Origin of the sequence: Pelotomaculum sp. PtaB.Bin117 (assembly GCF_002067195.1) — a bacterium.
Taxonomy (GTDB): Bacteria; Bacillota; Desulfotomaculia; order Desulfotomaculales; family Pelotomaculaceae; genus Pelotomaculum_D; species Pelotomaculum_D terephthalicicum.
On the sequence record NZ_MVQM01000158.1, the window covers coordinates 1 to 11,209 of the forward strand.

General features: G+C 42.5%; 11 protein-coding genes and 1 pseudogene. 5 read left to right on the forward strand and 7 right to left on the reverse strand.

Features of this window, described 5'->3' with window-relative positions; genetic code table 11:
• Both A4E54_RS11600 and A4E54_RS11605 read left to right on the forward strand, forming a co-directional pair.
• Positions 1–574 (forward strand): ExeA family protein (locus A4E54_RS11600; RefSeq protein ID WP_286726199.1); only part of this gene is annotated, 574 nt, incomplete at its 5' end.
• 17 nt (positions 575–591) lie between these two features.
• Complete coding sequence (locus A4E54_RS11605) at positions 592–852, forward strand: hypothetical protein (RefSeq protein WP_286726200.1); 261 nt, start codon at positions 592–594, stop codon at positions 850–852.
• 139 nt (positions 853–991) lie between these two features.
• Here the strand turns inward: A4E54_RS11605 and A4E54_RS11610 are convergent, their stop codons facing one another.
• Both A4E54_RS11610 and A4E54_RS11615 read right to left on the reverse strand, forming a co-directional pair.
• Positions 992–2,422 carry a hypothetical protein gene (locus tag A4E54_RS11610; RefSeq protein WP_286726201.1) on the reverse strand — a complete coding sequence of 477 codons (1,431 nt, stop codon included), beginning with the start codon at positions 2,420–2,422 and terminating at the stop codon, positions 992–994.
• A 125-nt stretch (positions 2,423–2,547) separates the two neighbouring features.
• Positions 2,548–2,874, reverse strand: a complete 327-nt coding sequence (locus A4E54_RS11615; protein ID WP_286726202.1) for a hypothetical protein — start codon at positions 2,872–2,874, stop codon at positions 2,548–2,550.
• A gap of 689 nt (positions 2,875–3,563) precedes the next feature.
• Here A4E54_RS11615 and A4E54_RS11620 point away from each other — a divergent pair.
• The gene (locus tag A4E54_RS11620) at positions 3,564–4,334 is read left to right on the forward strand and encodes a DUF2089 family protein (protein WP_286726204.1); all 771 of its coding nucleotides are present in this window, start codon (positions 3,564–3,566) and stop codon (positions 4,332–4,334) included.
• A gap of 14 nt (positions 4,335–4,348) precedes the next feature.
• A complete protein-coding gene (locus A4E54_RS11625; RefSeq protein WP_286726205.1) occupies positions 4,349–5,218 on the forward strand; it encodes a hypothetical protein in 870 nt (289 codons plus the stop codon).
• A 412-nt stretch (positions 5,219–5,630) separates the two neighbouring features.
• Here A4E54_RS11625 and istB read toward each other — a convergent pair whose 3' ends face one another.
• The 3 genes from istB to A4E54_RS11640 are packed head-to-tail and all read right to left on the reverse strand — an operon-like array spanning position 5,631 to position 7,948.
• A complete protein-coding gene (gene istB, locus A4E54_RS11630) occupies positions 5,631–6,401 on the reverse strand; it encodes an IS21-like element helper ATPase IstB (protein ID WP_286726207.1) in 771 nt (256 codons plus the stop codon).
• A gap of 13 nt (positions 6,402–6,414) precedes the next feature.
• A complete protein-coding gene (gene istA, locus A4E54_RS11635; RefSeq protein WP_286726209.1) occupies positions 6,415–7,635 on the reverse strand; it encodes an IS21 family transposase in 1,221 nt (406 codons plus the stop codon).
• The gene (locus A4E54_RS11640; protein WP_286726211.1) at positions 7,607–7,948 is read right to left on the reverse strand and encodes a helix-turn-helix domain-containing protein; all 342 of its coding nucleotides are present in this window, start codon (positions 7,946–7,948) and stop codon (positions 7,607–7,609) included. The genes istA and A4E54_RS11640 overlap by 29 nt, the downstream gene beginning before the upstream one ends.
• A gap of 217 nt (positions 7,949–8,165) precedes the next feature.
• On the opposite strand from A4E54_RS11640, the gene A4E54_RS11645 reads away from it, so the two are divergent.
• Positions 8,166–8,435 carry a hypothetical protein gene (locus A4E54_RS11645; protein ID WP_286726213.1) on the forward strand — a complete coding sequence of 90 codons (270 nt, stop codon included), beginning with the start codon at positions 8,166–8,168 and terminating at the stop codon, positions 8,433–8,435.
• Positions 8,436–8,901: 466 nt separating this feature from the next.
• Here the strand turns inward: A4E54_RS11645 and A4E54_RS11650 are convergent.
• Both A4E54_RS11650 and A4E54_RS11655 read right to left on the reverse strand, forming a co-directional pair.
• Positions 8,902–10,605, reverse strand: a pseudogene (locus tag A4E54_RS11650) (methyl-accepting chemotaxis protein); the annotation flags it as partial.
• Positions 10,606–10,773: 168 nt separating this feature from the next.
• The coding region (locus A4E54_RS11655) for an anion permease (protein ID WP_286726217.1) at positions 10,774–11,209 on the reverse strand (436 nt) is incomplete at its 5' end.

Sequence of the window (11,209 nt, forward strand, 5' to 3'; positions counted from 1 at the left end):
TGCCCTGTCCACAGTAACAGTACTGGAGTTTTACCAGGGGCTGGCTTTGGAGTTGGGTGAGCAGCCCAAGCATAAAAAGGTCGGTATTTTTCATCAGATCCAAGGGGCCATAAATAATTTATATTACGAGCACCATGTAACCCCGGTAATAGTACTGGATGAAATACACCTGGTGAATAACAAAATTTTAGAGGAACTTAGACTGCTTTTTAATTTTAAAATGGACTCCCAAAACCCGTTTATTTTAATTTTGGCCGGACAGCCGTTAATTAGGAACAAGCTGGCCTTAAATGTGAATAACCCGCTGCGGCAAAGGCTTACAGTTAAATATCTCATGTACGGGCTTAAACGAGATGAGGTTGGGGAATATTGCTCCAGTCGGCTGAAAAGTGCCGGGTTACATGAGGAAGTTTTTACTACAGCCGCTTTAGAAGCAATTTACGGTATCTCCAAGGGATTGCCCAGATTGGTTAATAACCTGATTACTACTTGCCTGATAATTGCCGGTGGCAAGAAGCAACGGCAAGTTGATGAGGATGTGGTTTATCTGGCTCAGCAGGAACGGGAAATCTAGCTTTTGGGGGTACCCGTATGCCGAAGAAAAACAGCCTGGAATATTACTTTGCCAGCACGGGGTTTTATGACTTACTGCCGGTTGCGGTTAATCTAATGCGAAAACTGGGTTTTAATCAGGAAGAAGCGCTGGAAGCGATTTGCAAGGTGGCTGATAAAGCCAGGGTGTATCCACCTATAAGAAACCGGAAAACTTGGTTTGTTATTGTATTTAAAGAAAAGTTATATGAAGCACGAGCTGATATTTTAGCTTTCAGATACAAGCGTTCATTGCTTTAATCTCAAAACACCGGGTACTGCCCTCACGGCAGCCCGGTTATCTTTTTGTCTCTATTTTTAACTCCAATGTAATTTGAAAACTTTATTTTGATATACCAATCTAATTTGTGAAATTACACTATTTTGCTGCTTGATTGGCCTAATTTTCTGTGAGAATTGTTTCTGAATTAATTTGAGAATCTACATTATATCGATTGCGGCGTTCTTCCCGCAGTCTAGCTTCTTCCTCTTTTTTACGAGCAGCTTCTTCTCTTGCCTCCCGTTCGATCCGAACCGCTTCAGATTCTTCATAGAGTGCAATAAGTATATCGCTAAGCCTGGATTCGATATTGATATTGTCTGTTTCTCTGAAATATCTGTTCTGGCGAATGCTAATTCTCAGTTTCCCATTGAAGACATAATCATGCTTGCGAATATTGGGTTCAGCAGCCCAGGTATGGTGGCGCTTTGCGTCTTCATACGTAATTATTTCACGAGCTTCCTGCTTTGTGATTACATGCTTGACTTCATCTTGAGCCTCAAACACTTCAAGTCGGACTAATTCATTTCTAATCTGGAGGGAAAGATCGTCATTGACAGAACCGCCCAGACTTTCAACCTGACGAAAAAGAGCATCAAGTATCCGATATACCCGCGGAAGTGACTCGCTAGAAATAACACCAGCCAGAAACGGTGGACGATTGGAATAGTTTTTGAAGCTCCTTTTAGCACCTTCAGGTTTTGTGTCTTTTTTATTCCATTCTTTAACTACAGACCTATAGGCAGCGATTTTTTTGTGTAGATGTGCATTCTCAGGCGGCATCTTGATTTGCTGGGCTGCAAGTAGTACCTTTTGTCTCTCGCTTTCTGTCAAAAATGCGAGTGGCTGTGATGACGATTTACTTAATCTTACACCTTCAAAGGTTTTTGCCCCAATTTTCTCAGTTACTCCGTTTGTTGCAGGGAGTGGGGGCTTATTTAGTTTTTCTCCAGCACGAAGCTTCGCCCAGTATCCACGGGGAGGAACAGGCACATTGAGTGATTTACAGATTTTATGTATCGCCACATCTGAAACACCATATTGAACGGCAACATCAACAACCGGTTTTGCCCACACTTCTTCATATAATTTTTCCCGGTTATAGATGTTCTCACCATCCACTGTACGATATGTAAGCTGATTGTCTTTAGATATATCCGGTATTTCAACCACCGGTTGTTTTTCTGATATTTCTTTCTCCTCTGCTGCTTTAACTACAAAACCTGAGCTTTCCTCTTGCTGAGTGTCAGCCATCCCTTTAGTAGCAGCTACAGAAGCTGCAGTTCGTCTGGAACGTTTTGGTGTAGAGTTTGTTGGCAACGTGACTTCAATGATTGACGAATCCGGCAACGGAGTTTTTGTTACTGGCTTGCCAAATTTCAATTGGATCCAGTATCCCGATGGTGGGATTGGAATATCATTCTCTTTGCATAGTTTAAGTAATTCAGCGTAGGGTACATCATATTTCTTTGAAACTCCAGATACTGATATTGCCCATATCTCATTATACAATTGTTCTCTTGAAAACTTTGCAGATCGATCTTCTATCAAAGTTCTTCCTCCTTTCTTACATTAGTTCTCTGGTGACGGGGAAATATGTTCGGCTTCTTTATCCTTCTGCATGGAATCTGCATCCCAAGATAGCGAAAACGCGTATTCGAATAATTTTATATTCCCTACCCCGCGCTTTCGCTTAATATAAAAAGCAGATCCTTTTTCATTTCTTCAAACTGAGAAATTATAGTGTTGAGGTTCTTTTCTATATTTTGAATCTGGACATTGGTTATCTTCCCATGCTTATATGCAATAAGCCGCTCGTCAATAATATGATAACTCCAGCTATCGGAATATCTATCTTCATTGTGAATTGCAAATCCGATTGGCAACAGGTCATTTCTCATTCCAATACTTACGGCCATAGGGGATAATCCAAGATAATCAGCCGCTATTTTACAGGTAATTTTCGGGAAGCTCCTTATTTCTTCATCGGTATATTTACCCACGTGTTTCACCTCCTCATTTCGTGTTGTTTTTTATATTATATTATTTATATATTTAATCATCTACAGATAACTCTGAAATTGTGTACTATACTGCCATAATAGCAACCTTCAATAAAAAATACCCGCAAGGTCGGCACGTTTGACTATGCCAGCCCTGCGGGGTTCTGTTTTACGCTATATATTCCACTCCAACTCCATGCCATCCTTAAAGTGAAAAACCATGGCTCATGCAATTCCCCATATACTACATTCGGACTCTTATGTGGTGGTAATGGAGTTTTCTTTATTATTTCACCGGATCGGATCCTGGCCCAGTAACCCCGGGGAGGCGCAGGGATGTTTAAACGCTTACACACCTTATGTAGCGCAACATCCGTAACCCCGTAGTGCTTGGCCACAATAGTAACGGGTTCGGCACAGACTTCTTTATAAATCTTTTCGCGTTCATACCGGTTCTCACCCATTTCTATGGCTCCTTTGCGACATACCTTTACCTCTTCCTTACATCAAGATCAAAGTGTATCTTAATCATACCATAATTTACCAGTTATTATTCTTTGATAGAATTAACTTCGAGCACTATTTATTTATGTATACGATAATATTTAATTAGTAATTAAAAATATTATTAACTATATTGACATAATTAGAAACTCCTTATATAATGGAATTAAATGGAGGTAGTACATATGGAAAAAGAATTTTTAGGATGCTGCCCAAGATGTAATGAGAAATTAATAGCGACACAGCTTGTCTGTAAAAGCTGTGATTTAAAATTAAATGCTGATTTTAATCTAAGTAATTTTGACTATCTAGATAAAGAACAACTTGATTTTGTAGAAAGTTTCCTTAAATGCCAAGGTAGTTTTAAAGCTTTACAGGAAGAAAAAGGGATGTCTTATCCCGCCGCGAAGAAAAAATTATTAGATATATTAATAAAACTTGGCTGGGAGGGAAATAAAACCATTGAGGAGGACGTTTTTCTAATGTCCATTCCGACAACTGTGCCTATTTTGGAAACAGACGATCTAATAATTAAACGCATAAAGCAAAAACTCAATCAAAGCAGTGGAAGGGCAACTATAAAGCTGTTCCAAGGTGATCCTTGTAAGATATGGTATTCGTCAAGCGGCAATGGGCTTGATTCTTCAAAGATACCAATTCCTAGCCAGTTGACTTGGGAAGCTTTCATTGCTGCAGTCGAGCTGGTTATAAAAAAAGGTGGGAAAGCAGAAAAGGGTAATGCAAGAGCAGGTAAACTTGGGAGTGAAAGATTACCTTTTGATTCGGTTGAAGGGTTCATTGCCCATAAGGTACATGGCGTAAAAGAAGGTGAATCAGCTTTTGGTCCAGGCTTTGTGATATGTGCAGTTTTAGATTGGGCTGAGATATGTAAAAATGAAAGAGGATATCTTTCAATATGCCCAATGTTTTTATCTGAATATAAAGAAAGCCGCTGAGCAGAGGTGTACAAATGGCATATGAACGTTTTAAACCCGGTTTATCATTAACAAAGCAAGAAAAGGTTGACTTGATGGCCGAATACATATCACATTATAGAACCTTGTCAAAAGATGGTAACCTTAATGTTTTGAATAGAAAAATTCCTCGCGAAGCTTTTGCATCTGCTCTCGACCGAATAGGTGAGTTATTACTTTATGAGGCACAAATCTTATCTGAAAGTAATGGCCCGGTTAAGGAGTTTTTAAACGAAAATCCGCTGCCGCCGCACATGGCCACTTTATTACCAGACGATTTTAGAGTTTTTTGTTTGATTCTGAATGCCTTGAAACAGTGGGTACAGGCTGAATCAGCAGCAACTGATACATACTTATTGGGTCGCACAGCAAAAAAAACCTGCCGCATGGCGGTTGATACGTGTATTGTTACTGGTGAAGCATTGGGTGAAAACGCCGAACTTCATCATCCGTTAAGGGATGGCAGGCCTCCAATTTTGTTAAGTAAAATCGGCCATTCTATCATAGAAGGTCAAGTCAAAAAAACCAGCAAACCAATTATAGAAAGCATTAACAATAAAGGCAAAGAGGCGTATATCAACAATGATGAGGTGGCGCAAAGTCAAAAACAGATTTTTAAAGTTGAAAAGCCGGATGACAATAACGATATTTACAACTTGCTACTAAATCTCAAACACAAGAAAAACAGGTCGTGGGTACATCTCCGAAATGGCTGTCTCGATATTTTAGGCTTGCCTGTATGCTTTACAACCCAGCCAGTAAAGAATATTTCGAGACAATTCGCGCGTGATGCTCAACGGTTGACTGATCTTTCATATAAAGAGTTACTGCAATTTCTTGATGAACGCCAATTGGGTTTTAAGTAAATAACGCGAGTTTATTGACTTTATTACTAATCATTACGCTTAGTGAAAATAAGGTAAAATCAAAGATATTTTATATAAGAAAGCCAACCACGAAGTAACGCCACCATGAGGGGCGTGTGGGCAACCGTACGGGTTCAAGTCCCGTCTCCGACACCAAAAAGTTCCCTATTTTCAAGGCTTCCGGGATTTTGACCGGAAGCTTTTTCATTTGCTTTTGGGGTCGTATTTTGCTCAAGACGTGTGTGATCATACATGCTGGTAGCGTGCGGGATGTGGTGTCAGGCGCGCACAACTTTTTATATTTTGGAGGTATTGCTTAATCCGGTCTATTCGGGCGGTAATCCGGTCACATTCGGGCACCTAATCCGGTCGGATTTGGCCACCTTGTGAAGTGTTTTCAGTTTAACAAAAATCAATCCATTTTTTCAATATCGTCATCATCATTTTGTTCTAAATCTGGGCATCGTTTTGATGGCCCGTAGAGTTCAAAACGGTAAGCATTGTGTACGATCCGATCAAGTACGGCATCAGCTACCGTGCTGTCATCAAATAGATCATGCCAGTCCTTGACGGGAAGTTGGCCGGAAATAACGGTAGACCGGCATTCAAACCTGTCCTCAACCACTTCAAGCAAATCCCTACCGGAAACCGGGTCAAGGACAGCCATACCCCAATCGTCCAGTATCAAAAGGTCTGTTTTCTTGAGTTCACGCATTATACGGTTGTAGGAACCGTCACCACGGCCAATAGTGAGATCAGTAAGCAGCCGGTTAACCCGATAGTATTTTGTTTTCAGTCCCTGACGGCAGACGGCATTACCGAATGCACAGGCAAGATAAGTTTTGCCAGTGCCGGTGGCGCCGGTAACGATAATATTTCGATGTTCATTTATCCATGAGCAGTCGGCAAGCCTTGCTACATAGCCACGGTCAAGCTTCCGACGCGGGTCGTAATCCAGGTCTTCCAGACATGCTCCCGGGATGCGGAGGTCTGCCTGACGCAATAGTCTGGTTAACCGGCTATTGTGTCGTGTTATCCACTCGGTGTCAACAATCATTCCGAAGCGTTCTTCAAAACTGAGTGCAATTGAATCAGGGCTTTCAATCTGCCGGCGGTATTCCCTGCCCATGGAAGACAGTTTCATAGACACGAGCTTTTCCAGGGTTTGATTGTTAAGCATCATGTTCACCTCCCTTCTATGTGTAGTAAGCCGCACCACGCACATTTTCGTGTCCGGGTGTAGCTTTTGAGGAAGGTGATACCTGTACTTTAACAAGGTCCTGGCCGTTTTTCAGGATGTTGGTAACTGTCGTATAGGTACAGGAATTCATGATCTTTGCTTTGGCGCAGGCGGTTTCCAGGCGTTCAAGACCATACTTCTTGGACATCTGTAAAAGACCCATGCAGGACTTGTATGCCTGTTCCTCTATCTTTTGGAATGCAAGCATCCGGTCTATGACATAAAATGTGTTTTCTCCAATATTTTTTGCCCATAAACGATATCTGTTGCCGTTGAATTGTTTTGAATCCCAGTAATGCCGGTGTCGTTCCGGCATATGAGCAGGATCGGTAACATATCTTTTCCCGGAATACTTTCGTATGTGAGAAGCGATTCTTACCCTGCTTGAATCAAATATCTCTATGGTTGTAGATGTGGCTCTTATGGTCACTCTCTGCCGGTAAAGGGTATACGGTACAGAGTAATAAAAATCGTTGTATTCCACGTGATAATTATCTGGTACTGTGCGCAGCTTCATGTCTGCAGTTTCAAATGCTGAAGCGGCCAAAGACCGCAATTTTGGAAAATCAAGCTCATTGAATACGGAAAGCCTTGTTCCCGGACGTTTTTGATACCGCCTCCGCACAAGCTCTGAAAGTCTGTGTTTTATGGCTTTATTCAGTTCACCGAAGCTGAAGAACCGCTGATTTCTGAGCCAGCCCAGAAGCCATGTTTCAAGCCACTTGACACTTTCTTCAACAGGTGCCTTGTCCTGCGGCTCACGTATCCTTGCCGGGATTACCGCCACATTGTAATGCTTGGCTAGTTCCCAATAGGCAGGATTAATTACAGGGTCATAATATTGTGGCTTGCTTACAGCCGTTTTGCAGTTGTCCGGCACTACAATGCGAGGTACGCCGCCGTAGTATTCAAATGCATGTGTGTGGGCAATCAGCCATTTATCCAGCTTCTCGTCTGGAAATGCCTCCACATAAGGAAAACCGCTGTTGCCCAAAGTGCATACAAAGAAATGCGCGTCATAAAGTTCACCGGTTGATTGGTCAACAACCAGCGATAATGTATCGCCCATCCAGTCAACAAATAATTCCTTGCCGGCTTCACGTTCCTGATGCATGGTGACGTTTTTACCGGAAATACCTTTCCAACGATTAACGTTCACAAAACTGACTGTATTCAAGCCCCTCGGGAGTTTTACTTTTGTATTCCTCCCACAGAAATCGCAGGTTTAATTTCGGGTGTTTCTGAAGTTCATCGTAGATATATTCATAATCAGGCTCAGGTTTTAAGTACTTTTTTCGTGTATAAATAGGGTATAGCAGCTTTTGCAGTTGGTCATCTGTCATAGCCGAAGCTTTATCATAACAAAGGCTGGTTTCTCTGCAGCGTCGTTGCACTTCTCCAACGGTTGATCTTGCGCAGCCTACACTTGCAGCTATTTCTCTCTGACTATGGCCTTTTTCGGTTAGCCTAAGTATTTCAAGTATTTTCACGGGTTTCTCACACCTCATTATTCGCTCTCCTCATAACAGTCTTTCAGACCATTGTAGAGGTTATCTTCACGAGGTGGTAGATGTACCCATTATCCGGCCGAATGTAACCGGATTGTCTGGCCGAATGACTCCGGATTCACCGCCCGAATGTGGCCGGAATCGGTGGCCGAATCACGCCGGAATATGCAGTATCACGTCATGGGTAAAAGGAGAAAAAATGAGCTTCAACCATTTGACGAAAATAAAGCATTACAACTTTTTAAGGAGGCCGTGCCAAGCTTCGAAGATGCCGAAAAGCTTTTACGCTAACGAAAAGGCCAGGAATATACTGAAGCGTACCATCGAATGGCACAGGGAGAACCTCCACGCTTTTAAAAAAGCTATGCGGGAACAAGGTACTACGCTTAACCTGGAGAAAATCACCCACAGGACCATCCGGAATAACCTTGTTCTTTACGCCATCCAAAAATGGAGCAACAAACCGTAGATTTACTACCAATAATGGAAACAGAAACCGTTGTATTCCCACAGATAGTCTTGGAGTGTATCGCGCTATCGATTGAAACTCAAAGCGGAAGAGTCAGTTCGAAATTCGATGTTATTTGTTCACCAGGTACTACCACAATATTTTAACCCCAGCGGCTCTCTTCTACTGCTGAGGCCACGAATTTTTAACCCATCCCAATAGTTTTATAGTTATTATGGATATTGGGTTAGCTGCATTCTCTAAGTAAATTAATGGAGTTGAGCTAAAGAAATGACCATCGCTTAAACTTAGCTTACGACTTTACACACGAGGCCTAGACTTTAAACGTCTTTGTAAGATTGTTCATATCTTCAGACATTTTGGAAAGCTGTTCGGTAGTTGCCGTCACTTCCTCCATAGCTGCAGTCTGCTCTTCCGCAGTGGCAGTAATGTTTTCCATCCCCTCCGAAACCTGCTGCGCCGCAGCTGCAACCCCCCGAACTTGTTCGGCAAGCACGCCTACAGCTTTGATAATTCCCCTAAATATTCCCCCGACCTCTTCAACCACAAAAGTACCTTCCTTGACCTGATTGTTCCCTGCGGTCATGGCCGTAACAGCCTTTGCCGATTCTATCTGTACCTGTCCAATCATTTTGTTAATGTCCTTGGCAGCCTCTGCGGATTGCTCAGCTAGTTTTCGTACTTCATCTGCCACCACCGCGAACCCCAGACCTTGAGCACCTGCCCTTGCCGCTTCAATGGCAGCGTTTAAGGCAAGCAGGTTTGTCTGGTCGGCAATGCTGGTAATCATTTCAACGATCTGATTCACTTGGTTCAAAGTAATGGAAAGAGAGTCTATTACTCGAGAGGCTTCATCACTGGTTGTTCTGATTGTATTCATCTGGCGGGTTAGTTTCTCAACGCTTATAGCCCCGTTTTGGGCTTCATGTGCCGTCTCACCGGAAACAGTAGTTACCTCCTGTAGGTTTTTTGATATCTGCTCCACTGTGGAGGCTATCTCTTCAACGGTGGCAGCCGCTTCCATCGCGCCAGTCGATGTTTGCTGGGCTTGGTTGCTCAACTGCCCAGCAGAGTCGCTCAATAATTTGCCCGTGTCCACAAGTTGCCTTACCACATTCCTCAAGTTGTCCCTCATGGTTGTGACCGATTCTGCCAGTTGCCCTATTTCGTCACTGGATTTTATGTCCACCGTCCGGGTCAGGTCCCCCCCAGCCACAGCAAAAACGCCTTCTCTCAGCGATAAGATTGGTTTGACTGTTTTATTTGTTAATATGACTCCCACAAGGAACGCAAATACGGCTCCCAGAAAAAGCACAACTAATGTGTTCCTTACCACCGCGATTACCCCGGCCGAGGCCTCTTCCAAAGTTTGCATCGTAACCACTACCCACTTTAAAAATGGCATCTGGGTATAGCTGGCAAGCCAAATCTTGCCATCGTACATCATCTTGAGGTAGCCCGTTTTCCCAGCTAGGCCTTCCTTTACTGGAAGAAGGTCCGAAAAGTCTTTTTGTTCAGCCACGTATTGCTGGTCCGGGTGAGCCACTACCTTGCCGGTGCTGTCCACAATGAAGGAATACCCAGTTTTGCCGGTATTATTTTTCTTATTGATGTTACCTAGTGTATTCAGATTTAAGGCTAGATTAATGGCTCCCTTTAAAACACCATTTTCTCTAACCGGCGCCACTACAATTACGGATGGTTCTTGCGTCGTCCTAGAGATGAGGACCTCGCTGACCGCATAATCCATTCCTGCCAATATTGCCTTAAAGTAGGAGCGATCATGCACGTCCACAAGTTTCTGGTCATCACTACGCGCAATTTGTATTCCATTTGTGTTGAATAATCCATTAGAGTCTACATCCATATTCTTTTCTTTAACGGATTTAAAAAAGGTATACAACTCTGTTGGCTCCATTTTTATGACCTGAGGGGTGTTAGCCAGTGTTATCGCCAGATCTACCTTGCTCTTTATCAGTTGGTCGACCTCAGTGGATAGCCTGGAGGCAACCAGGCTGTTCTGGTCATATACGCTTTCCTCCATGTGTTCCTTTACACTGAAGACGGTCCAAATTCCTCCCGCTAGTAAGGGCAATACCGCAACGACAACAAAGAATACAACAAGCCTAGTTTTCAAACTAAAACCCGATTTTTTCATCCTCATCTTCATTGATAAAATTAACCTCTTTTCATCTTACTAGATCCAGGATAAGCAACTGGGTTTCGCCTCTCTTTAGGATATTTATTATTAAATAATTAATATTTTTAATGATTGAGGCGAAACCTTTATTGTTATCCTTATTTTTTAATAGATGTACTCTATCTCTTTAAAAATAAGCTACCAAAGGCCAAGCCATTTCCAATACGTATAAGCCGTTATTATCCAAAAGAGCAAATATATCAAGACAAAAGCCCAGCCTGACTTAAGCATATCCTTGACTTCAAAATAACCGCTGCTATACATTACCATATTGCTTGTCATTTGCATTGGCAAAAGATAAGCGGCATGACCGACTGTACCAATAACCATCAGCAATACAGTATCTGCACCGGGAATATTCCATCCTTTGGCTGCAGCAACAATTATTGGGGCAATGGGCACGATTAAAGCTATACCAGAGGCTTCCATTGATCTTACAATAGTACTTACGAAAACGAGTATAGTAAATATCAATAATATTGGCATAGCATTAGTTAGGTTTAGTACGACTCCACCGATCCATGCCATGGCACCGCTTTGCTCTACTAAGTTTCCAAATGCCAGTGCTGAGCCT

Bases quoted from the DNA above. Each gene is read 5' to 3' on its own strand.
- A4E54_RS11605 (WP_286726200.1), top strand. From the start codon at position 592: ATGCCGAAGAAAAACAGCCTGGAATATTACTTTGCCAGCACGGGGTTT.
- A4E54_RS11620 (WP_286726204.1), top strand. From the start codon at position 3,564: ATGGAAAAAGAATTTTTAGGATGCTGCCCAAGATGTAATGAGAAATTA.
- A4E54_RS11625 (WP_286726205.1), top strand. From the start codon at position 4,349: ATGGCATATGAACGTTTTAAACCCGGTTTATCATTAACAAAGCAAGAA.
- istB (WP_286726207.1), bottom strand. From the start codon at position 6,401: ATGATGCTTAACAATCAAACCCTGGAAAAGCTCGTGTCTATGAAACTG.
- A4E54_RS11645 (WP_286726213.1), top strand. From the start codon at position 8,166: ATGAGCTTCAACCATTTGACGAAAATAAAGCATTACAACTTTTTAAGG.